We start from the raw sequence: 23,673 nt of genomic DNA, 5'->3' as shown, positions 1-23,673 counted from the left end.
GCAGAACCAGAGGTCCTGCTTTCTTGAAGACATTATTTTCTTAATAATACTCACCTTGACGGTAGTTCCAAGAATTAAAGTGGTCTGAAAGGTGCATCATAATTTTATCTATATCAAGACCTTTACGGATAACTACTGGACATGGTTCTACTGAACGGCTTCCCTCACCTTGTTCAGGAATTAATTTACCGTCTGCATCAACCATTGATACCATAACACCTTGTTCATAACGTGTTTCAACAGTTTTATCAGGCTGAATTGACGCAACGTATTCATCAGCTTCGATGACAAGGTCAACAGCATTTTCAATACGTTCACCAATACCTTCAACCTTACCACGGTTACCTTTACCTGAAGGGTTTGCTGATGAAGCGTAAACCATCTTGCCTTCTTTTTCCCACATTTCTTTGGCAATTTGCTCACCAGCTTTACCAAATTTAATAACGAAACATGATGTTCCACGTACATCAGTCATAAGCTCTTCACGGCCATCACCAAATGCTTGGAGTTTTGCGTAAGCATCCTCACGCCACGGAAGAATACATCCAAGAAGGATATCTTCATCCCAGTGCTTTTGATAGAATGCATCAATTTCAGGAGTCAATTGTGCCAATGCACGCAACTCATCCATGCTTCCGCAAAGAACAACACCTGGTTTGTTACGGTTACGTTCTTTAGCTTCGAATTTACGTTCCAAACCAGCTTTATCGCTAGTCATAATAATGTAACCAACTTTAGTTGGTGTAACGATACATCCACCTTCACCTTTAAGAATTTCAAAACCTTCTTGGTTAAGGTTACCATCCCATTGGACATGTTTAGTCATAATGTGTGTTCTCCATCTAATTTATAATACATATATTTTATCATGTTCATAGTTATCAGGCAAGTAATTTTCGGAATATTCGAAAATATAAGACTATTACTGCCAATAGCTTGGACGATGTTTTTCGTACTCGGTGATCAAATCCTCATACTGCAAGGTAATCCCTATATCATCTAATCCATTTAAAAGTTTATGTTTCCATTCACCATCAATTTCGAAAGTGAACTCACCAACCGGTGAAATAATTTTTTGTTGTTCTAAGTCTACCGTCACTTTATCAGTAGGTTTTAATTGTTTCAATTTTTGACGTACTTCTATCGGTTGAACAATTGGTAACATCCCATTATTAAGTTCATTATTATAGTGAATGTCTCCGAAGGAACCTGCAATAACAACTTTAAATCCGTAGTCAGCTAGGGCCCACGCAGCATGTTCACGAGATGAACCTGCACCGAAATTATCACCTGTTATTAAAATAGTTGCTTTACGATATTCAGGTCGGTTAAAAACAAAATCAGGATCCTCAGTATATTTGTCATCTTTATAACGCCAAGCATACATCAAATATTTCCCAAAACCTTTTTTGTCAATCAGTTTGAGAAACTGTTTGGGAAGAATCTGGTCGGTATCGATGTTATCATTCATCAATGGAACTGCCGTCCCGGTATAAATGGTAAATTTTTCCATGTTTCCTCCTTATTGTACTTCTGGCATTTGGCGAACATCAACGAAACGTCCGGCGATAGCTGCTGCCGCTGCCATTGCAGGACTGCAAAGGTGTGTTTTTGCTCCAAACCCCTGTCGATCCTCAAAATTTCGATTACTTGTTGAAGCACAGTGGACCCCATCAGGAACTTTATCTGGATTCATTCCAAGACACATCGAGCATCCTGGGTCTCTCCATTCAAAACCAGCATCTTTAAATATCTTATCCAAGCCAATTTTCTCTGCAGCTTGTTTAACAGGTCTAGAACCTGGAACCACAATAGCTGTCAAATTAGGGGCAATCTTCTTACCTTTAACAAATCTGGCTGCCAACTGCAAGTCACTCAAGCGAGCATTAGTACAAGACCCAATAAAGATATACCCAAGATCAATGTCTTCTGCTTTTTGACCCGGACGAAGATCCATATAATGGTATGCACGCTCATCATTCATATCTCGAACTTCAGGGAATGGCGTATCAAAATCTACTCCCATAGATGGATTAGTTCCCCATGTGACCATTGGTGCCAACTCAGAAACATCCATACGAATGACTTTATCGTATTCTGCATCATCATCACTAACTAGTGTCTTCCAGTCAGCTACTGCTGCATCAAAATCCTCAGGAACACATTCTCGACCACGCATATAATCATATGTTGCTTGGTCTGGATTCATAATTCCCATTTTCGAACCAAATTCAATTGACATATTACAGATTGTCATGCGTTCTTCCATAGTCAAACGGTCAATTGCCTCACCGCGGTACTCTACAACATAACCCACTCCACAAGCAACCCCATATTTAGCAATCAAGGCGAGAATGTAATCTTTTGAATAAATGCCTTTCTGAGGTTTCCCAGTGAATTCTACCAACATCTTTTTAGGCTTGACTTGCCAAAGTGTCTGTGTAGCAAAGACATGCTCAACCTCGCTCGTTCCAATACCAAAGGCTATAGCTCCAAAGGCACCGTGGGTAGCTGTGTGGCTATCCCCACAAACAATAAACTTACCTGGTTGCGTACGTCCTGTTTCTGGACCAACCATATGTACGATTCCTTGCTTATCCGAACCATGTGGCGCATTGTCAATACCAAACTCAATGACATTTTCAGCAAGTTTATCAATTTGTGCCTTAGAAATAACATCTCTAATATCAAAGATATTCACAGTTGGAACATTATGGTCAAAGGTCCCAAAAGTCAGATCTGGACGCCTTACTTTACGTCCAGCATCACGAAGACCTTGAAAAGCTTGAGGACTAGTCACTTCATGAATATAATGTTGGTCCACGTACATAAGTTGGGGTTGCCCCTCATCACCTGCAATTACATGGCGTTCCCATAGTTTATCAAAAATTGATTTTCCGCTCATAAAATACTCCAAATATAATCTAAGGATTAGCTAATCCGAAAGTCTTGTTAGAATAAGGTATAAAAGAACGACATCTATAACAATCCCTAAAAGCCAGCAGAACTTAAAGTACCATTTGTTAATTTTATGTCTAAATAGTCTCCCACCTAGAAAGGCACCAATACCACCAAAGATAATAGTCTGCAATAATAATGACTTCTCAGAAATCCGTCTCTTATGTTGAATAGCCTTATGTTTATCAAGTCCATAAACGGATAAGACGACTAGATTCCACACCAACAAAACACTTAGTAACACTAATTTCAGTGTCATGATGTTAGAGATTGCCAATAATAGCTGTTGTCATTTCAGCAGTCGAAGCCTGACCACCCAAATCACGTGTCAAGATGCCTTGATTCAAGGTCTTATCAACAGCATTTTCAATCAATTCTGCCCCTTCAGTTTCATTAAAACTTTCACGTAACATCATAGCTACTGACAAAATCATTGAAATTGGGTTGGCGATACCTTGACCAGCGATGTCTGGTGCCGAACCGTGGATTGGTTCATAAAGACTTGGACCATTTTCAGAGTGACTGGCAGATGGCATAACACCTAAAGTTCCTGGAAGAACACTTGATTCATCAGACAAGATATCCCCAAAAAGGTTTTCTGTCACAACTACGTCAAAACGAGCTGGGTTGGTAATCATAATCATTGCGGCACTATCAACGAGTTGGTGTTCAAGAGTTACATCTGGAAACTCCAAAGAAACTTCATCAGCAACCTTACGCCACAATTTAGAAGTTGCCAAGACATTTTGTTTATCAATGCTAGTAACCTTTTTGCCACGACCTTGAGCAATCTTGAAAGCACGACGCATGATTCGACGAATCTCATCTGCTGAATAATCATTGATATCACGAGCCTTATCTTCTTCGAGAATATGCTCACCAAAGTAAATACCGCCCGTAAGCTCACGAACAACGACAAAATCTACGCCTTCAATACGCTCAGGCTTAAGAGGTGACAAGTGTTTCAAAGCATCAAAGATGCGGACAGGACGGATATTAGCAAAGAGATTTAACTCTTTACGAATGGCCAAAAGGCCTTGTTCAGGACGAACTGGCGCATTGTCATATTTAGGTCCACCAATTGCAGCCAAGACGATAGCATCTGCTGATTTAGCAGCATCCAAAGTTGACTTAGGAAGTGGATGACCCTCAGCATCAATGCCAGCACCACCAAATGGTTTAGCATCGATGTCGTAATCAAATCCAATTTTTGAAGCTACTTTATCCAGAACTTCAAGACCCGCTGCCATAATCTCAGGTCCAATTCCATCACCTGAAAGTGTTACAATTTTTTTTGTCATGTTTAACTCCTCTTAGGCTTATGGAAGGTCACGGTAAGAAACTTTTCGTGCCATCTCACCAGCATTTTCTTTTTGAACCAGCGTATTCGCATTAATATAGGCAATTGCTGATGCTTTCAAGACGTCAAAGTCCAAACCAGATGCATTGAAAATAGTATCTGTATCTACATTTTCGACAGTTACAAGTACACGCGCTTGCGCATCAATACCATCAGTTACTGCGTCAATATTATAAGAAGTCAAGCGAACTGTTTGGTTGAAGAATTTGTCAATAGCATTGAAGATAGCTTCAACTGACCCTTGACCATTTGCCAAAAATTCAACAGATTCACCATCTTCATTAACCAAGCTTACTGTAGCAGTAATTGTTTCATCAGCATTAGTTGTCAAGCGAAGATCTTGGAAGTGGAAGCCTTCTGGATTATCTACACTTGTACCAGCAACAAGTGCACGAATATCTGCATCAGTAATATCATGTTTTTTCCCAGCCAAGACTTTAAATTTGGCAAAGAGTGGTTTGATATCTTCTTCCACAAAGTCAAGCTCAAGTTCTTTCAATTTTTCAACAAAGGCATGACGTCCTGACAATTTACCAAGAGGAAGACTGTTACTCTTCACACCTACCAATTCTGGTGTGAAAATTTCATAAGTTTGTGGGTTCTTAAGAACACCATCTTGGTGGATACCAGATTCATGAGAGAAGGCATTTCCACCAACAACAGCTTTATTTTTAGGAACAGGAATTCCAGAGAAGCGAGAAACAAGCTCTGAAGTATTCATTGTTTCATTAAGAACAATATCACTTGTTGCTTGGAAAAAGTCTTCACGAATTTTCAAAGCAACAGCTACTTCTTCAAGAGCAACATTACCCGCACGTTCACCGATACCATTAACAGTTCCCTGTACACGTCCAGCACCGTGTTTAATTGCTGTCAAAGTATTTGCAGTTGCCATACCGAGGTCATCGTGACAGTGAACACCAAAGACAACTTTATGGTCTGATTTAATATTTTCAGTCAAATGATCAAAAATACGCGCAAACTCTTCTGGAGTCGTAAATCCTACTGTATCAGGAATATTAATATATGATGCACCAGCATCAACTGCTGTTTGAACAACTTCAGTCAAGAAATCAAGCTCTGTACGAGTAGCATCCTCTGGTGAAAACTCTACAACTTCAAATTTTGAACGTGCATATGACACATGCTCTTTTACAATTTCAAGAATTTCTTCTTTTGATTTATTAAATTTGAATTCACGGTGAATTGGGCTTGTTGCGATAAAGACATGAATTTGTGGATACTTAGCATCTTTCAAAGCTTCATAACAAGCATCGATATCAGATTTTACTGAACGAGCCAAACCAGTAACAGAAGTTGTTGTCATAGCTTCCGCAATTTGTTTTACTGCCTCAAATGAATCTGGGCTAGCTGCAGGAAAACCTGCTTCGATTACAGAAATTCCCCATTTTTCAAGTTGCTTAGCAATGGTAACTTTTTCTTTGATTGAAAAGTTAACACCTGGTGTTTGTTCCCCATCACGAAGACTTGTATCAAAAAATTCAACTTTACGCATAGACATTCCTCTTTCTAAAAGTAAAAACGATAGTAGTAAAAAAAACATCTCACTCGGAAACCCAAGCGAGATGTTTTTACCTCCCGCTTGGTAAGCCAAACAGGACTAATGCTTTTGCACTAGCCCTCATTACGCAATAGCAAAGTTGTTGTAGTTGCGAATGTCATTTGACTGATTTCCTTTCGATGTATCTTGACTAATATGATACATCTTTCCAACTTGAAAGTCAAGGAAAAATTACTGAATTGACTGACTTTTCTGACCACAATTTACATTTGTTTTCAGTAAAAGAAAAAAAGCTGACCGAAGTCAACTTTTTTATTGTTAATGATGACTACTTATCTCAGCTTATTTTCCGAGGTAGTATTCATTAACAACGTTCAATTTTTCGTCAAATTCGAATACCAATGGTGGGAAGTTTGGAATTTCAACATCCATGATTTCGTCATCTGACAATTGTTTGATGTGTTTTACAAGGGCACGGATTGAGTTACCGTGTGCACCTACGAATACGTTTTTACCATCTTTAAGAGCTGGAGCGATTTTATCTTCCCAGAATGGAAGGGCACGTTCCAAAGTAACTTTCAAGTTTTCAGCATCTGGAATTACTGAGTCATCAAGTGAAGCGTAACGACGGTCAGTGTGTGCTGAGTGCTCATCATCACGATCCATTGCTGGAGGCAATACATCGTATGAACGACGCCAGATGTGAACTTGCTCATCACCAAATTGTTCAGCAGCTTCTGCTTTGTTTTTGCCAGTCAAACCACCGTAGTGACGTTCATTCAAGCGCCATGATTTTTCAACTGGAACCCAAAGTTGGTCAGATGCTTCAAGTGCAAGGTTAGTTGTTTTGATCGCACGTTTCAATACTGAAGTGTATGCTTGGTCAAATTCGATGCCAGCTTCTTTGATCAATTTACCAGCGTCGATAGCTTGTTGAGTACCTTTTTCAGAAAGATCTACGTCAGCCCAACCTGTGAAAAGGTTAGCTTTGTTCCATTCAGACTCACCGTGGCGAGCGAAAACCAATTTTACCATTAGTTATGTCTCCTTTTTATTTTGGGTTATACCCATTTACTCTATCTATTCTACCCAAAAAACCTTGAAAAAGCTAGCAAAATCCCAAAATTCTGTAAAATTCTACTGCTTCTTTCCTTTGTCAAATTGGAACTAAGCGGAAGTTTAAGTCAGAAGTTTATACCTATCCATTATTTCCTTGTTTTAGGCCTTCTTTCATGCTAAAATGGGATGAAAATAGTAACATTTTACTTTGTGATCTCTAAGGAGGATATTATGGTTTCTACTGCTACAAAAGTTGGCCAATTTACGTTTGATAACTGTCTGATGAATGCTGCTGGTGTTTATTGTATGACTAAGGAAGAATTGGCAGAGGTTGAGGCTTCAGCTGCAGGCTCATTTGTCACAAAAACAGGAACACTTGAGGCCCGCCCTGGTAATCCTGAACCACGTTATGTGAATGTACCTCTTGGGTCAATCAACTCAATGGGATTGCCAAATAACGGTTTTGAATACTACCTTGACTATGTCATTGAATTACAAAAGCAACCCAATACAAAAAATCATTTTCTTTCACTCGTTGGTCTCTCACCTGAGGAAACACACACTATTCTTAAAAAAGTTCAAGATAGCGACTATGAGGGGCTTGTAGAACTCAACCTTTCATGTCCTAACGTTCCAGGTAAACCTCAAATTGCTTACGATTTTGAAACAACAACCGAGATCCTAACTGAAGTCTTTTCTTACTTTACGAAACCTCTTGGTGTGAAATTACCACCATACTTTGATATTGTACACTTTGATCAAGCAGCTGCTGTTTTCAACCAATTCCCTCTTGTCTTCGTTAACTGTGTGAACTCTATTGGTAATGGACTTTACATTGAAGATGAATCTGTTGTCATCAAACCTAAAAATGGTTTTGGGGGTATCGGAGGTGACTATATCAAACCTACTGCCTTGGCAAACGTTCATGCTTTCTACCAACGCTTGAAACCTGAAATCCAAATCATTGGTACTGGTGGTGTCAAATCTGGTCGTGATGCCTTTGAACACATCCTTTGTGGCGCAAGTATGGTACAAGTTGGTACTGCACTTCAAAAAGAAGGTGTCGCTATTTTTGACCGTATTACTAAAGAACTCAAAGAAATCATGGAAGAAAAAGGTTACGAAACTCTTGAAGACTTCCGAGGAAAACTTCATTACATTGACTAGTCTATAAAAAAAGTTTGGAAGGTCTTCCAAACTTTTTTATTGATGAGGATTCTCCTATTAGACAAGACCATCATCGTCACGTTCGTCCCAGTCTTCAAAAGGATCCTTTCCCTCTTTTTCAGCTTGAAGACGTTTCTGACGAGCTTCTTCGATTTGTTTTTCACTTGGTTTCATCAGTTTGCTAATAGCAGCAATAGCTGATAACTTAATAACAGTAAAAACCAAAAGAAAGATCAATACCACTGTTATGGTTTTCATAGTTTTCCTTATATTTTTTCAATAAATCAAAACCCCTAAAAGCTTAGGGGTTTTAACATTATTTAACTGCGTCTTTAAGAGCTTTACCAGCTTTAAATGCAGGAACTTTAGAAGCTGCGATTGAGATAGTTTCACCAGTTTGTGGGTTACGACCTTGACGAGCAGCACGTTCACGCACTTCAAAGTTACCGAAACCAATCAATTGTACTTTTTCACCTGTAGCAAGGAATTCTTCGATAGAAGCGAAAACCGCATCTACAGCTGCTGCTGAATCTTTTTTAGTAAGCTCAGTTGCTTCTGCAACTTTAGCGATCAAATCTTGTTTGTTAGCCATTGTAACAATCCTCCAATTTATTTCTAAGCGAATGATATTTTTAGCGCTTCGACAAATATTATCTTATCCTAAAAGCCTTATGAGGTCAAGTAATAAACGATAATTTCATCGCTTTTTTGTAAAAAATAAAGCCTTTTTAATTTATTGTCTTATAGATGTCAAATTCGATACGGTCGTTAACTAAATCGAAACTCTGAGCACGTGCTGTTATTCCCTTATCATTCTTCATAGACTGAATATTTAGGGTAACCTTTCCCTTCTTACTGTCAATTACAATATAATCAGGAAGTTTTGTTGAACGTTTAATCATCTTAAGAGCATCTGAAACAGGGAGCTTCAAGGTTCCTGCCGAGAGCTCAGACACTTGAAGAACGACAGCACCCGACTCACTTACAAGAGGCGTAAAGTAAACATAGAGGGGTACTGCGTGACCTAAGACCTTATAACTACTCTCAAAAACAATTTTGGAATTAGTCACTTTGACCTTGAAACGCATCTTATCATTAGAATAATCTTGTGCAAACCCTGTAAGCGCCGCATCAAGCTCTTCTTTACTCATACTATACTTTCCAATTTTAGTAGCTCCTTTAGGTAAGGATACTGAGCTCGTTTCGACTGGTGTCATTATTCTAACTGTCACGACACTAATTAGGGCTAAATTTAAGGCTAAAAGTCCCAAAAACAACCATTTCCATACCTTACTCACCTGACCACTCCTTCTTTGTTTGGTTTATACGTTTTAAAATCGCATCTGACATAATTTGATAACCTGTGTTGTTGGGGTGAAAATGATCATCCTCGAATAGAGCATCGTTTAAACTACCTTGGGATGATTTGGCAGACTGTGATGTTTCATCAGAGCTCGTCACTCCTCCCTTACCATCAATTCCCTTATAGAGCAGATCGTTAACTGGAACAAAGTAGACATTGTCGTACTCCTTACACACGTCTTCGGTAGACTGGTTCCAATTATCAACAATGGTTTGCATTTCTGTCATCTCTGGAAAATTAAGATAAAACGGATTGTAAATACCAACAATATAAATCGGTAAAGTTTTATTATCCTTACGAACTAGCTCAATAATATGTCGCAATCTCTTTTGATACTCCACAGCAGGTTTGCTAAAGGTATTCACATTAAGATTGGTGATATTATCCTTAATGACATGAATCACATCATTTCCACCAACAGTCAAAGTCATCATTTTTGCCTTTTTGAGATCCCTTTTGATATCCTTCTTTTCCTGCATCCTCTTGAGGATTTGATTGCTGGTGTTTCCTGCGATACCATAGTTGCGAGAAGTCACTTGCCAATTAAAATCTGACTCTAAGGCCTGGGATAAAACAGAAACGAAGCCTCCTTGTTTACTGCTATCACCCACACCTTGGGTAAGTGAGTCTCCAATGGCCACATAAGTTACCTTTTCTTTTTTTACAAACCTTATCTTGTCAGTAATCTTTGATGACCGATGATTGCTTGGTACAATAAAAATGAAAAGCCCTACAAATAATAGAAAAAGCAATAAGAAGCCTACTAGACTTCTAAGTAATTCTGATTCTTTCAATTTATTCATAGCGAACCATTACGGCAAAGGCGTCTTCACCAGTGTGTGTTTGAATGATTGACCCTGTTTCAAGAATTGAAATTGGAGCACCCAATACCTCAAGTTTCGAAGCAAGTTCTTTCGCCAAATCCCGTTTTCCTGCATAAGAAATACCTATCTCAGCAACCTTGCGATCCTTGATAGCATCAATGTAAGAATCCAACCATTTCATGAAAGTTTTTGCACCACGACCTTTAGCAATAGTATTTAACTGATAGTCCTTCAATTCCATAATAACACGGATATTGAGCAATGATGATAAGAGGCCTGTAACACGTCCAATACGGCCACCTTTGACAAGATTCTCAAGGGTAGAGACACCAATATGAAGTTCAGATTTACTTTTCACTTCTTCTACATGTGCCACAATGTCTTCAAGACTAGCCCCTTCTTGCGCGAGTTTAGCAGCCTCAACTACTTGAAATTTGAGACACTGATCTGTAAAACCTGAGTCTATAACTGTTACATCAGCTCCTGAAAGGTTAGCTCCTTGACGCGAAGCCTCACATGTCCCAGAAAGAGTATGCATAAGATGGATGGCCACAATTTGCTCTGCACCATCTTTAACCAATTTTTCATATGTCTCAGCAAACAACCCCACTGGTGGTTGGCTTGTCTTTGGTAACTCTTTACTATGCTTCATCATTTCCAGGAAACGACCTTCTTCACGAAGGTCACTATCTGAATAGATGACACCATCCACCATAACTGACAATGGAACGACAGTGATATTGTACTTTTCAACCAATTCCGGTTCAATCGTAATTGACGAATCGGTTACAATTCTGATTTTACTCATATTTCTCTCGCTTAACACAAATTTTTATTCTATTATAGCATGACTAGAGAGGTTTTCCCAGCTATTTTCCTAAACAGGTTCATCCACTTTTAATAAAGCTCTAGCTTGACTCAAGGCAGCATCAGTCACATTGTCACCTGCAAGCATCTTGGCGATTTCCTCAACTCTTTCTTCAGATGTCAAGAGACGAACACGAGATACAGTTGTCTCGTTATCACTTTCTTTAGAAATAAAGAATTGATAATCTGCAATAGCGATTACTTGAGGAAGGTGACTGATAGCCAATACCTGACCATGACTTCCAATCTTATGAATCTTCTGTGCGATAGCCTGGGCTACGCGGCCTGATACTCCAGTATCAACCTCGTCAAAGACAATACTAGTTTTATCTTCTTTTCGAGCAAAGGCTGACTTAATGGCTAGCATAAGTCGAGACAGTTCGCCACCAGATGCGACCTTAACAAGCGGTTTAAAACCTTCACCTGGATTGGTTGAAATATAAAACTCAACTTGCTCATTACCATCACGGTTAAATTTCCCCTTAGTAAAGATAACTTTAAAATCAGCCTTATCCATATAAAGGTCACATAGTTCAGCCTTAATCTCAGCTTCAAGGGCTGTGGCAATTTGATGGCGTGCCGTTTGTAGGGTCTCTGCAGCCGCCAGCAGATCTTTTTCAAGTTGCTTAAGCTCTTGTTCCATAGCATCCGAAGAGCTGGAATTGCCAGTCAGAAGATTGTATTCTTTACTTGAATTTTCGAGATAATCTAAGACATCATCAACAGTTCCACCATATTTACGGGTAATGGCATTAATCGTATCTAAACGGTGTTCAATCTCTTGCAAACGCCCAGCATCAAAATCTAAATTATCCACAAGATCTCCCAACTGTTTAGTAACATCCTCAAGGACATAATAGGCCTCTGATAAATTATTAGAGAGTTCTTTATAATCAGAGTCATACTCTTCAAGAGATTGAAGGTCATTCATAGCAGAACGGACATTTGATAGACTTGAAAAATCTTCATTATCCAGCATAACATAGGCATTTGTTAGGGTATCAGCTATCTGCTTATGATTCAATAGTTTGTCTCGTTCCTTCAGTAAAGCAAAATCTTCTCCTGATTTCAAGGAAGCTGCCTCAATTTCTGCAATCTGAAAGGCTAGCATTTCAATTCGAGCCTTATGCTCTTGCTCATTTTTCTGTTTTTCAAGAACAGCTTTTCTTAACTCACGGTAGCGATCAAAATACTCTTGATACTTTTTCTTCGTTTGGAAAAATGCCTTATCTCCAAAAGCATCCAACATGCTAATGTGAAGAGCAGGTCTCATAAGTTCTTCTTGGTCATGCTGTCCATGGATATCTACCAAAAAGTGTCCAACAGATTTAAGAGTCGTTAAATTGACCATTTGACCGTTGATACGACTGACACTTCGACCATTTTGGAAGACTTCACGTCGGATAATTAATTCATCCTCAACAGGAATCCCATTATCTTCCAAGAGACTAACTAAAGCAGGATTTTGTTCAATTGAAAAGAATCCCTGAATCTCCGCCTTAGGGGCTGAATGACGGACAACCTCGCTAGATGCCCGTGCCCCCAACATAAGATTCATGGCATCAATGATAATGGATTTTCCTGCCCCAGTCTCTCCGGTGAGAACAGTCATGCCATTTTCAAAGTTAAGAGAAATTTCTTCAATAATTGCGAAATTCTTTATCGTAATTTCGAGAAGCATGCTTCCTCCTATTCTTCAACCCACTTGACGATTTGTCCCTGTAATTCGATAGCTGCTAATTCTGACTGAGCGACCAAAAAGAGCGTGTCATCATCAGCAATCAAGCTAAAAATCAAATGCTTGTATTCATCCAAAAGAATCTTTTTGATGAGACGACTAGTCCCTGGCTGAACTAAGATATTCATAAAGGCATGTTGTCGATCAATACGCAACAAGCGGCGGCAAGCAACAGAAGATCCACCTACTCGTCTAGGCGCAGTTGAAAGCCCATAGATGTAGGAACCATCTTCGGTTGGCACTTTGGTAATACCAATTTCATTGATATCACGTGATACCGTAGCCTGAGTAGCCTTCAACCCCTCAGCCTGTAGTAATCTCACCAATTCTCCCTGGGTCGTAATTTTATTTTCTTGGACAATCTTTCGGATTAACTCCAAACGATCATTCTTCTTCATTCTTCTTAAACTCCTTATGTGCTTGTGCTACAACTTCTTTGATTGAAGTTTGACCATCATTTCGAGGAGAATCTGTCTTCTCCAAGTGTGCGAGAAATTCAATGTTACCATGACCACCTTGAATAGGTGAAAAATCCAGTCCTTTAACTGAAAAGCCATAATCAACTGCAAAAGCTGTTACGGTTTCTAATACTTTTTCATGGATACTGCTCTCACGAACAATTCCATTTTTTCCAATTTGTTCACGGCCCGCCTCAAATTGAGGTTTCACAAGAGCAACAACTTGCCCTCCATCAACCAATATCTTAGCTAAGGCCGGTAGAATCAAATTAAGAGAGATAAAGCTGACATCAATAGATGCAAATGATGGTAATCCCTCTGTGAAATCGACAGGTTCAGCATATCGAAAATTATATTGCTCCATAGAACGCACTCGATCATCTTGACGCAATTTCCAAACTAACTGATTGGTACCAACATCTACTGCATAAACTAGTTTGGCACCATTTTGAAGCATGACATCGGTAAATCCACCTGTTGAGGCACCGATATCGATAGTTGTCATATCTTCAACTGATAGATTGAAAACAGCTAAAGCTTTTTCAAGTTTGAGTCCTCCACGACTCACATACTTAAGCTTTTCACCTTTGAGCTTCAACTCTGTTCCATCATCAATTTTTTCACCAGGTTTATCGTAACGCTCACCATTGATAACATTAACAACTAAACCAGCCATAACACCACGTTTAGCTTGTTCTCGCGTTTCAAATAGGCCTTGTTTATAAGCCAAGACATCTACTCTTTCCTTAGGCATGGAGTCTTAACCTTTCTATGATTTTCATAATATTATCTTGCTTGAAACCTTGGTCCTCAGCCAAATCTTTGAAAATAGACTCAGCCTTATTTAGTGACTCCTCAAGAATGACATGCGATTTTTCCAAACCAAGAAGAGCCGGATAAGTTGATTTTCCAGCAACTACGTCTTTCCCAGGTGTCTTCCCAAGCTCTTCGAAATCAGCAGTCACATCCAAAATGTCATCACGAACTTGAAAGGCAAGACCAATCAGGCGACCAGCTTCTTTTAGATTTTCCAAAACCTCTTGATCTTTTTTAGCAACAATACCAGCCGCTACAAACGGAAAGGTTAAAAGCTTTCCTGTCTTATGCTCATGAATTTGAGACAGTTGCGATAAATCAAGTTCCTGACCTTCACCCTTCATATCCAACATCTGACCACCAACCATACCGAAGGTCCCTGACGCATAAGATAAAGCTTGAATCAATTGAACACGAATCTCTGCAGAAAGTTCTGTTTTGGCTACAAGTGCGAAGGGATCCAAAAAGAGAGAATCACCAGCTAATATTGCCGTTGCTTCATCAAATTTTTTATGGTTTGTTAAACGTCCTCGACGGTAATCATCATTATCCATTGCCGGTAAATCGTCGTGAATAAGACTTCCAGTATGAATCATTTCAAGACTTGCTGCGACATCAAAATGACTAGGAGTAAGCTCTAAACCAAATCCTTCAAGTAAATCTAAGAAAATCAGTGGACGAATACGCTTACCGCCACTATCAACCGAATAAAGAATAGCAGTGATTAAATCACTTGATATTGGAAGGTTTTTCTTTTGATAGAAATCACGGATAGCCGCATCAATTTTTTCACGCTTGGTCATTAGGCATCCATTTCCGTTTCTGTACCGTCCGCTTGCATAACCTTAACCAATGTCTTTTCAGCATCTTCTAAGGTCTTTTGCAAATCTTTAGATAGGGCCATACCCTTTTGGAACTCCGCAATAGCATCTTCAAGAGCAACATCGCCTGTCTCAAGCTTAGTAACGATGGCCTCTAGGTCCTGTAAATTTTCCTCAAATGTTTTTTTCGTTGACATTTTTTACCTCTACTTCTAGTTCTCCATCCCTCATTTGGATAGTTAATTGATCACCTTCAGTAATATCCTTAATAGTGGTTAGGGGCTTATCGCCTTTATTGACAATAGCATAACCCCTCGCAACAATACGGCTAGTATCCAGTGATAATAGGGCATCTTGCGCTTTCTCTAGTCTCACACGATAGCCGTTAAGGGTGTTCTTAGTTGTGGTAACTAACAAACGCTGTAAGGACTCTCGACGGTCTTGGTAATTCTCTACACTAGTCAAGAGATTCAAACCTTGCAGTCTATGACTTAAAAGAGCCACTTCTTTTTGTTTGCGTTCAAAATCCTGCTTTATAAAGACTTCAAGTCGGGCTGTCAATTGGTCAATCTTTTGCAAATAACCATCATAAAGACGTTCAGGTTGCCTAAAGACAACCGATTGCGATAATTTGGCTAAACGTTCTTGGTTATACTGTATACGTCTCAAACAAGCTTGATAGGCTCTGTTTTGTCTTTCCCGAATCCAAACCAAGGTATCTGACTTAGATACTGGTGTTGCAAGCTCTGCCGCTGCTGTAGGCGTAGCAGCCCTACGATCTGCTACAAAGTCAGCCAAGGTCGTATCGGTTTCATGACCAACACTAGAAATTACAGGCAAACGACTCTCAAAAATCGATTGCACCACAATTTCTTCGTTAAAGGCCCAGAGATCTTCGATAGAGCCTCCACCACGACCTACGATAAGTAAATCTAGGTCATCCCTTTGATTGGCTTTTTGGATATTTTCAGCAATTTCCTGTGCAGCTCCTTCACCTTGAACCTTGGTAGGAAAAAGTAAGATTTCTACACCAGGAAAACGACGGTTAACAGTCGTAATAATATCTCGAATAACCGCACCACTAGGACTTGTGACAACCCCGATTTTTTTGACAAAATTAGGAAGACCCCGCTTATGACGCTCGTCGAAATAGCCTTCAGCAGTTAATTTCTTACGAAGCTGTTCAAATTGGAGAGCCAAGGCACCCACACCATCTGGCTCGGCTTTCTCAATAATAATCGAGTAGGAACCACTCGGCTCGTAAATCTGTACCCGACCAACGACATTGATTTTCATCCCTTCTTCGAGGTCAAAACCAAGTTTTTTGAAGACTCCCGCCCAAATTGTAGCTTGGATAACAGCCCCTTCATCCTTCAAAGAAAAATACTGATGACTCGGCCGACGGCGAAAATTGGAAACCTGACCTGTCAAATATACCCTCTCTAAATAAGGGTCACGGTCAAATTTCATTTTCAAATATTTGGTTAAGGATGTGACCGATAAATAGTCTGACACGACAATTCTCCTTTATTTAACCTATCCTCGAAAACCTGAAGACATTAAAAAAGTTCTGTAGAACCATCATCCCCAAATCTTCTCAGTCAGTTTTTTAATTGTATACACGATTACCTTAAATTATATCAAAAAAGACTGTCAAAAGACAGTCTCAACCACCATTGTCAAGTATTTTATATAGTTTCATTAATCGGTTGTATAAGTTTTTGAAACGACGTCCCAAGAATCGCTTGAACCGTCAATACCACCATAGGCTTCGAGTTGTCCCTTCTTATCTACACGGAAAAGAAGAACCTCATTACCATAGGTATCATAAAGTTGAGCATAAACTAGGTTATCATCATCCGTCCATGAATAAACATTCCAACCTAGATTTTTATAATTTTCTCCAGTTGAACCTTGTTCTTTAGCATAGGTAGAAAAAACCCAGTCTTCTAACTGTTTATCAGACAAAGATGAGGTATCAACTTGAGAGGATTGATTATCTGATGACGCTGCAGCTGCTTCCTTACTTTTAGCTAACTGGCCATTTTTCCATGGGTTTGTTTCACTCTCTTTTTGGTTATTACTATACCACATCAAAGTAACAACAGGAATAACCACTGCAAGTACTGCAACAACTCCAATTACCCATCTAATGATTTTAGGATCTTTGAGTTTATTAAAACTCGAAACATTCCTTCCCTTAGTTCTTTCAGTTTTACGACGTCTAAATTCGCTCACAGCTTTATCCTCTTTTTCTTGAAAGTAGTCCCTTTTTTTCTTTTCCTCTTGTTCCAAGAGTTTTTGCACTTCCCTACAACCCTGCGAATCACTCGTTTGAGTCAATGAAATTTGCAACTAAAAAATACGATTATCCAAAGCTTGCTCATATTCTTTGGCTGCTTCTCTATCACCGTTATCAGCTAAGGCTCTCAGATACTCTTCATTACTGAATTCAGCCATTCACTATTTCGCTACTGCTTCTAAATCGTTTCTTCTATTTTCTTAAAGCCTGGGACTTTTGTCAAGTTACTAATTTGTAACAAAATCTTACAACTGTAAAAGCTGAAGAAAATCACATCTTCAGCTTATTTCTTGGTTATTCCTCGATAATACTTACAGTAACTTTGAAGAGGACAAGTCTGGCATTTAGGATTCTTGGCTAAACAATGATAGCGTCCAAAGAAAATCATGCGGTGATGACTGATAATCCAATCTTTCTTTGGTATTTTCTTCATCAATTCTGCTTCGATTTCCTCTACACTAGCATTTTCTGGAGCTATATTCAGACGTTTAGAAACGCGAGAGACATGTGTATCTACAGCAATAGACGGAATCCCGTAGACTTCAGCCAATACGACGTTAGCTGTTTTTCGTCCAACACCAGGTAAACTCTCTAATTCCTTGTGAGTTTTGGGAACTTGTCCGTCGAAATTCATTAAAACAGCTCTAGCAGTTTTGATGATATTCTTTGCCTTATTCTTATATAGCCCAATGGTTCTTAAGCACATTTCAACATCATCAAGATTAGCAGATGCTAAATCTTCAATTTCTGGATAACGAGCCCACAAACCCGGTGTTACCTTATTAACAGCTTTGTCTGTTGTTTGAGCAGATAAAATAACAGCAACTAGTAGTTGAAAGGGAGTCTCCCACTCCAGCTCGCCATGTGCATCTGGAAACATCTTTCCCATTAAAGCTAGAGCTTCATTAACACGTTTTCTACCTAACATTATTGACCACCCCACAATTGACGGGCCGCATCCATACCAGTTTTGAACTCATCCGAAATCTGGTGATGTTGTTTCTTTCCTTGATGCTCCAAACGACGTTCTTCAACTTGAATTTTAGTAGTAATACCACTTGTTTTCCAGTTACGAAGAACCCCTTTGATATAATTCCAGTTGGTTTTTCGGTTAAATACTGCCTCTTTCAGAGCTTCACGGATTAATTCCGGGTCAGTGTGTTCTTCCTGAATTTCCTTATTTAAATCTTCGATTACCATAGGATTCAATATTCCCAAAGCCTGTTCCAACTCATCTGTCAGCTGTTTAATAAGCTGCGTATTTGTTGGTTGGCCAACAACAGGACCTGTCGTTGGCTTTTCACTACTCACTAGCTTGTCTAACACTGCTAGGGCAGGTGAAGCATCAACAACCATCTCAATTTCATTATTAACTTTAATAGTCGTAAAATCAAGGAGTCCAGCCTCAGTTAATGTCGTAATACTTTTATTAACCTCAGTGAGGGTCTTTCCAGTTGCCTGCGCTATCTGACTAGAGGCCACTTCTCCAATCTGAGTAGTCGTTTGTAGATAGAGAAACTGCCAAACTAAAAAGTCATCCGCTGATGGAAAAATATCCTTAAAGTGAAAAAATAAGGCATTTGGAAGGACTAAATTTCCTGTTCGATACTGTTCAAAAAAACTCATATTTACCTTTCAGAGTAGATAGGTCAACTCAAAAAATTTATGTTTCAACATAAGTCTTTTGAGAGACCTACTACAAGTAACCGTAGAATGAAAAATCGTCTTCCAACTCTTCTAAACGATAGGGTGTTTCTTGATATACCGCGTAGTTAATCCAATTACTAAAGAATGCTGATGCCGCAAGGTTCCAACGAAGTTTAGGTTCCTGACTTGGATCATCCCCAGGGAAATAGTTTGCTGGCATATCTGGATTGATGCCTGCATCCAAATCCCTTCTATATTCTCTGGCCAGAGTATCACAATCATATTCGAAATGACCAAAACTATAAACTTCACGAAGATTCTTGCTTGCCAGAATGGACAGACCTACCTCTTTACCTGATACAACAACGTCTAAATCTGTTTTATTCTTGATATCTTCCAGAGTTACCTCTGTATAGCGTGAGTGCGGTGACACAAAGCTATCATCAAAGCCATTCATGAGGAAATTTTTTGGCATGTCAACAGTTTGCTTATAGATACCTGATAATTTCTCTGACAAGGGAACCTTATCAACCCCATGTTTGTAATAGAGACCTGCTTGAGCTCCCCAACACAAGTGAAGAGTTGAATAGACATGCTTTTTAGACCAGTCAAAAACTTGTGTTAATTCCTGCCAATAATCAACTTCCTCAAAAGGCATTTGTTCAACAGGAGCCCCCGTTACGATAAGACCATCGTAATACTTGTCCTTGATTTCATCAAAAGTCTTATAGAAGGTTTCCATATGTTCAGCGTGGGTATTTTTTGATTTATGACTAGCCATATACAGAAACTCTACGTTAATTTGGAGTGGTGTATTCGCTAAAAGACGTAGCAACTGAGTTTCTGTCACTTCTTTAGTTGGCATTAGGTTAAGGATCAGGACCTCCATTGGTCTAATATCCTGGCTACTAGCTCTATTCTCATCCATGATGAAGACATTTTCCGAACGCAATACATCAAGAGCTGGTAACTTATTATCAAGTTTTATAGGCATAACAACATCTCCATCCTTGTTTATTCTATCTTCATATTATAAACCGGGTAAATATTGTTATCAAATATATATTTTCTCTAGTTAGCTATAGCTTTAAGCTATATAAGAACACACTTATTTTTTAAAAGAGTTAAAAAGGCCCTGAGGCCTTTTGTAAAACATAGATAGATTTATCCTGGGAAGTTCATCAATACTTTAGCGTCATAACCTTCGATTGCTTCACGACCATTAAGTCCGTCAAGCTCAATCAAGAAGGCACATCCAGCAACGACACCACCCAGGCGTTCAATCATTTCAATTGTTGCTTTGACAGTACCACCAGTCGCCAAGAGATCGTCAACGATAAGTACACGTTGGCCTGGTTTGATTGCATCGGCATGCATGCAAAGAGTATCGACACCATACTCTTTTTCATAATCGGCTGAAATCACTTCACGTGGCAATTTACCAGGTTTACGAACTGGCGCAAATCCAATACCAAGTTCAAAGGCAACTGGACACCCAACGATGAAACCACGTGCTTCGGGACCAACAATCATGTCAATCTTCTTGTCAGTCGCATACTGAACGATTTCACGAATAGCATAGCTATAAGCATTTCCATCAGCCATCAACGGGCTAATATCACGGAAAGTAACCCCTTCTTTAGGGTAGTTTTCAATAGATGCAATATAATCTTCTAATTTCATTTGTTCTTCCTATAGGCATTTTGCCAAAAAATATTTACATATTATTATAGCATGAATCCGTGGATTTAGAAAATGCTAACCACTAGATCCTAAACCAGTTATCTTAGTTAGGCACTACTGCTCCTGTTTGTAGAGCCAATCATAAATTTCCTGTGGTGTTCCCAAAGCCATGAGTTCTTGGAACTTGACAAGACGTTTAAGGTCCTGGAAAATCTTGCTTTCCTCAATCTCACGTTTTTCAGCCTCTTTATTAACTGTCATGACACCATTATCAATAGTGACAAAGTCCAATTCATCAAAGATTTGAATCATCTTGATGAGGAGAATTTTATCAATCTTAAGGTAATGACTGAGGTCATCTAGTTTATAGCGCACATCAAATTCTGGAAATTGATAAATGGTTTTATAGAGCCTTGCAAATTGTTCTCTAGTTCCATAGCCCGTCAGATAATAGGCTTCCTTTATATTATTTTTAAAATAGATAGCCTGGAAAGCTTTACCTTCAAACCACGCTTTTAATTCCGTCGCTGAATCCGGTAGGGTGTTGAGGACAACCGCAGGCTCTGTGTCTGCTGCTTCTTCTACCGTTGGTAGGCCCTCAGGTAGTGATATATTTTTTGAGCGGAAATCAAATAATTGAACACCATCCACACGGGCATCTTCTAGCATGAGCTGTAGCGTTGTCTGACCATTCCAAACATTAACAGACAAGGTCACTGCCAATTCCAAACCTTGAGCTTGTTGAAATTCTTGAAGCAGATTCCCTTTATTAAAAGCGACAACATCAAAGCTATCCTTACCTTGCTTAACCTTAAACTTAAGATGGGCTCCATTTTGTCCCATTGTCCTAGCTTGAGTGACAGTAATATCATGTAGCCAAAAGACTGGCTTTTTATTATCCATACCAAAAGGTGCTAGTTTTTCTAGACTCTTAATGGTATCCAAGCTAAGCTCGCTGAGTTGGAGCTCCTCGTCTAAATGAAGCGTATTTTTGGCACTCGTATCAATGTCATTATCGTAGACATACTGACACAAGATCTCTGATAGTTGACCAAGATTTTCTTCAGGAAGGGTCATCCCAGCTGCTCCAGCGTGTCCTCCAAATGCAGTAAAGATATCTCGGTGGTCATCAAGAGCGTGGAAGATATTAATAGATTCCAAACTACGGGCTGATCCCTTAGCCAAGCCATCTTCAATATTCAAAACCACTACTGTCTGGCTGATTTGCTCCATGATGCGCCCCGCTACAATACCTAGAACGCCAGGATGCCAACCTTCCTTGGCCAAAACCTGAACTGGTTTATCCAAGTCTACCATGCTCATGGCTTCATCAAAGATTTTTTGAACAACTTCCTTACGTTCTTCATTTTTAGCATTGATTTCCAGAGCAATGGCTTGAGCTTCCTCATCATCAAATCCGGTCAGTAATTCAATGGCTGGATTTGGATCATCTAAGCGTCCCAAGGCATTGAGTTGGGGAGCCAGTTTGAATCCTACCGTTTCTTCGGAAATCGTTGTTGGGTCCACATCTGAAATGCGGAGCAATTCTTGAAGCCCAATTCGCTCAGTAGTCTTGAGAATTTCCAGGCCGACCTTGACCATAATACGATTTTCATCCGTTAGGCTAACCATATCAGCAATGGTACCAATGGCTACCAAATCCAACATCTCTGTAGGAATAGTTTCAAGGAGGGCAGTTGCCAATTTGAAAGCTACACCACAACCTGCCAAATACTTAAAAGGATAATCGGCATCTGGATGCTCTGGATGGACAATGGCATAGGCATCTGGAAGCTGTGCCGGCATACTATGGTGGTCTGTAACGATAACGTCCACACCTTGCTCTTGCGCATAAGCAATAGCTTCATTTCCCGCAACCCCATTATCCACTGTAACAATGAGTGAAATGCCTTCCTGCTCAATGAAATACTTATAGACACTTTCATTTGGTCCATAACCATCTGTAAAACGGTTAGGCAGATAGACTCGAGCTTCAGCTCCCATCATTTCAAGGGCTTCCTTGACAATCGATGCTGATGTCATCCCATCCGCATCATAGTCCCCATAGACTAAGATTTGCTCATAATTTTCAATGGCTTGACGAATTCTAGCCACTGCCTTATCCATATCATGAAGAAGATAAGGATCATGAAGGTGTGATAAATCAGCCTTTAGAAAGTCTTCAAGAGCCTCTTCTGTCGTAATGCCACGTTCATAAGCAATCTTGGCTGCTGTTTCTGCCAGCCCATGTTCTTTGGCAAGTTTAAAAAAGCCAGCATCTGGCTCTTTTGTGTTTATTTTCCAATCATACGTTGATGTAATCATGTTCTTATATTTTCTCCCTGTCATCTAGTCTACCTATTATAACATGAATAAATTTATCATAGTGGATAGAAGCCTAAGTTTCCTAAAATTAGAATAGAAAACATCGGAAGGTGCTTCAACTCATGGTACATTTCCAATCAAGACCTGCTTTTCTAGACAAAATAATAGTCTGGATATTGCTCCCTTTTTGACTTGTATTTTCTCAGATATCCCCTTCTCCTCTTTACGTTATTTAACTCTACTCTACTATCATTTTCAAGTAATATTAGAAAAAGCAAGAAAAAGATTCCCTATTTGGAAATCCTTTTCATCAATATTTATAAATCATCCCTGTACAAGCTTGCTCTGAAAGTTCGACAAAGCCCAGAGATTGGTAAAAGGCTAGATTTTTCTCGCTACGATCAGTGGCAAGGAGCCGTTGATAGACATTGTGGAAAGTCCCTAAAGCCTCTTCTAAGAGTTTCTTTCCGATCCCTTGGCGCTGATAATCTGGTCGCACCAAGAGGTCCTGCACAAAAATGACAGAGTGCCCATCTCCTACCAAACGAATGTAGGCTACGAGCTCTTCCTCATCATAGACCGCCAACTGCCATAGACTGGCTTTGACAGCTTCTTCCAACATGGTTGGATTGTTAGTATAATTGGTCCAGCCGACTGAACTGTACAGTGCGAGTAGGTCTGTCATCGCTGGAATCTCTTTTCTATAATCTAACATCTTAATTCCTTTTTTAACCTATAGTGCTATAGGTTTTCTAAATAGGCT

Annotated in this window: 26 protein-coding genes; 1 reads left to right on the top strand and 25 read right to left on the bottom strand. The window is 39.4% G+C overall.

The features are described 5' to 3' along the window. Positions 1-40: 40 nt before the first annotated feature. From ADF62_RS05165 to ADF62_RS05135, 7 genes are all read right to left on the bottom strand, one after another. Entirely contained in the window at positions 41-826 is a 786-nt protein-coding gene (locus ADF62_RS05165; protein ID WP_003092717.1) for an L-threonylcarbamoyladenylate synthase, read from the bottom strand. 96 nt (positions 827-922) lie between these two features. Then, positions 923-1,513 (bottom strand): 3-isopropylmalate dehydratase small subunit, encoded by a 591-nt coding sequence (leuD, locus tag ADF62_RS05160; RefSeq protein WP_048788241.1) that lies wholly within the window; start codon positions 1,511-1,513, stop codon positions 923-925. A gap of 9 nt (positions 1,514-1,522) precedes the next feature. Next, complete coding sequence (leuC, locus tag ADF62_RS05155) at positions 1,523-2,905, bottom strand: 3-isopropylmalate dehydratase large subunit (protein WP_003092639.1); 1,383 nt, start codon at positions 2,903-2,905, stop codon at positions 1,523-1,525. Positions 2,906-2,935: 30 nt separating this feature from the next. Beyond that, on the bottom strand, positions 2,936-3,217 hold the full coding sequence (locus tag ADF62_RS05150) for a DUF1294 domain-containing protein (RefSeq protein ID WP_003096988.1): 282 nt from the start codon (positions 3,215-3,217) through the stop codon (positions 2,936-2,938). Positions 3,218-3,221: 4 nt separating this feature from the next. Further along, positions 3,222-4,259, bottom strand: a complete 1,038-nt coding sequence (gene leuB, locus ADF62_RS05145; protein ID WP_003092768.1) for a 3-isopropylmalate dehydrogenase — start codon at positions 4,257-4,259, stop codon at positions 3,222-3,224. Between the two features lie 18 nt (positions 4,260-4,277). Next, on the bottom strand, positions 4,278-5,834 hold the full coding sequence (locus ADF62_RS05140) for a 2-isopropylmalate synthase (RefSeq protein ID WP_003092610.1): 1,557 nt from the start codon (positions 5,832-5,834) through the stop codon (positions 4,278-4,280). Positions 5,835-6,182: 348 nt separating this feature from the next. Beyond that, entirely contained in the window at positions 6,183-6,875 is a 693-nt protein-coding gene (locus ADF62_RS05135; protein WP_002884137.1) for a phosphoglycerate mutase, read from the bottom strand. A gap of 255 nt (positions 6,876-7,130) precedes the next feature. On the opposite strand from ADF62_RS05135, the gene ADF62_RS05130 reads away from it, so the two are divergent. After that, positions 7,131-8,066, top strand: a complete 936-nt coding sequence (locus ADF62_RS05130; RefSeq protein ID WP_003092962.1) for a dihydroorotate oxidase — start codon at positions 7,131-7,133, stop codon at positions 8,064-8,066. A gap of 57 nt (positions 8,067-8,123) precedes the next feature. On the opposite strand, the gene ADF62_RS05125 is transcribed toward ADF62_RS05130, so the two are convergent. The 18 genes from ADF62_RS05125 to ADF62_RS05040 all read right to left on the bottom strand — a co-directional run bounded on the left by ADF62_RS05125 (position 8,124) and on the right by ADF62_RS05040 (position 23,625). Next, positions 8,124-8,324 carry a hypothetical protein gene (locus tag ADF62_RS05125; protein ID WP_003092672.1) on the bottom strand — a complete coding sequence of 67 codons (201 nt, stop codon included), beginning with the start codon at positions 8,322-8,324 and terminating at the stop codon, positions 8,124-8,126. Between the two features lie 58 nt (positions 8,325-8,382). Beyond that, a complete protein-coding gene (locus ADF62_RS05120) occupies positions 8,383-8,658 on the bottom strand; it encodes an HU family DNA-binding protein (RefSeq protein ID WP_003092489.1) in 276 nt (91 codons plus the stop codon). A gap of 136 nt (positions 8,659-8,794) precedes the next feature. After that, the gene (locus ADF62_RS05115; RefSeq protein ID WP_003093039.1) at positions 8,795-9,364 is read right to left on the bottom strand and encodes a YpmS family protein; all 570 of its coding nucleotides are present in this window, start codon (positions 9,362-9,364) and stop codon (positions 8,795-8,797) included. After that, positions 9,357-10,232 carry an SGNH/GDSL hydrolase family protein gene (locus ADF62_RS05110; RefSeq protein WP_003096981.1) on the bottom strand — a complete coding sequence of 292 codons (876 nt, stop codon included), beginning with the start codon at positions 10,230-10,232 and terminating at the stop codon, positions 9,357-9,359. Before ADF62_RS05110 ends, ADF62_RS05115 begins: the two co-directional genes overlap by 8 nt. Further along, complete coding sequence (locus ADF62_RS05105) at positions 10,225-11,061, bottom strand: DegV family protein (RefSeq protein ID WP_003092936.1); 837 nt, start codon at positions 11,059-11,061, stop codon at positions 10,225-10,227. Before ADF62_RS05105 ends, ADF62_RS05110 begins: the two co-directional genes overlap by 8 nt. Before the next feature lie 69 nt (positions 11,062-11,130). Next, positions 11,131-12,801 (bottom strand): DNA repair protein RecN, encoded by a 1,671-nt coding sequence (recN, locus tag ADF62_RS05100; protein WP_003092712.1) that lies wholly within the window; start codon positions 12,799-12,801, stop codon positions 11,131-11,133. Between the two features lie 8 nt (positions 12,802-12,809). Then, positions 12,810-13,256 (bottom strand): arginine repressor, encoded by a 447-nt coding sequence (locus ADF62_RS05095; RefSeq protein ID WP_003093096.1) that lies wholly within the window; start codon positions 13,254-13,256, stop codon positions 12,810-12,812. After that, complete coding sequence (locus ADF62_RS05090; protein ID WP_048788240.1) at positions 13,243-14,070, bottom strand: TlyA family RNA methyltransferase; 828 nt, start codon at positions 14,068-14,070, stop codon at positions 13,243-13,245. The genes ADF62_RS05095 and ADF62_RS05090 overlap by 14 nt, the downstream gene beginning before the upstream one ends. Next, positions 14,063-14,935, bottom strand: coding sequence for a polyprenyl synthetase family protein (locus ADF62_RS05085; protein WP_048788239.1), 873 nt, complete (start codon positions 14,933-14,935; stop codon positions 14,063-14,065). Before ADF62_RS05085 ends, ADF62_RS05090 begins: the two co-directional genes overlap by 8 nt. After that, positions 14,935-15,150, bottom strand: coding sequence for an exodeoxyribonuclease VII small subunit (locus ADF62_RS05080; protein ID WP_002884058.1), 216 nt, complete (start codon positions 15,148-15,150; stop codon positions 14,935-14,937). The genes ADF62_RS05085 and ADF62_RS05080 overlap by 1 nt, the downstream gene beginning before the upstream one ends. Beyond that, on the bottom strand, positions 15,128-16,468 hold the full coding sequence (gene xseA / locus ADF62_RS05075) for an exodeoxyribonuclease VII large subunit (protein WP_048788238.1): 1,341 nt from the start codon (positions 16,466-16,468) through the stop codon (positions 15,128-15,130). Before xseA ends, ADF62_RS05080 begins: the two co-directional genes overlap by 23 nt. A gap of 186 nt (positions 16,469-16,654) precedes the next feature. Continuing rightward, positions 16,655-17,191 (bottom strand): hypothetical protein, encoded by a 537-nt coding sequence (locus tag ADF62_RS11445; protein WP_003092586.1) that lies wholly within the window; start codon positions 17,189-17,191, stop codon positions 16,655-16,657. A gap of 347 nt (positions 17,192-17,538) precedes the next feature. Further along, positions 17,539-18,183: an endonuclease III gene (gene nth, locus ADF62_RS05065; protein WP_003092414.1), complete on the bottom strand. Its 645-nt coding sequence runs from the start codon at positions 18,181-18,183 to the stop codon at positions 17,539-17,541. Then, entirely contained in the window at positions 18,183-18,881 is a 699-nt protein-coding gene (locus ADF62_RS05060) for a DnaD domain-containing protein (RefSeq protein WP_003092593.1), read from the bottom strand. The genes nth and ADF62_RS05060 overlap by 1 nt, the downstream gene beginning before the upstream one ends. Before the next feature lie 70 nt (positions 18,882-18,951). Continuing rightward, positions 18,952-19,896, bottom strand: coding sequence for a homoserine O-acetyltransferase MetA (gene metA, locus ADF62_RS05055; protein ID WP_003093071.1), 945 nt, complete (start codon positions 19,894-19,896; stop codon positions 18,952-18,954). A 170-nt stretch (positions 19,897-20,066) separates the two neighbouring features. Continuing rightward, positions 20,067-20,585: an adenine phosphoribosyltransferase gene (locus ADF62_RS05050; RefSeq protein WP_048788237.1), complete on the bottom strand. Its 519-nt coding sequence runs from the start codon at positions 20,583-20,585 to the stop codon at positions 20,067-20,069. 114 nt (positions 20,586-20,699) lie between these two features. After that, positions 20,700-22,910 (bottom strand): single-stranded-DNA-specific exonuclease RecJ, encoded by a 2,211-nt coding sequence (gene recJ / locus ADF62_RS05045; protein WP_048788236.1) that lies wholly within the window; start codon positions 22,908-22,910, stop codon positions 20,700-20,702. 310 nt (positions 22,911-23,220) lie between these two features. Then, the gene (locus ADF62_RS05040) at positions 23,221-23,625 is read right to left on the bottom strand and encodes a GNAT family N-acetyltransferase (protein ID WP_003092934.1); all 405 of its coding nucleotides are present in this window, start codon (positions 23,623-23,625) and stop codon (positions 23,221-23,223) included. Positions 23,626-23,673: the final 48 nt, after the last annotated feature.

The organism is Streptococcus sp. 1004_SSPC, from assembly GCF_001069025.1.
In the GTDB taxonomy this organism is placed as follows: Bacteria; Bacillota; Bacilli; order Lactobacillales; family Streptococcaceae; genus Streptococcus; species Streptococcus vestibularis.
The sequence above is the reverse complement of the archived record's forward strand: the minus strand, read 5'-3'. Positions and strand labels throughout refer to the sequence as shown.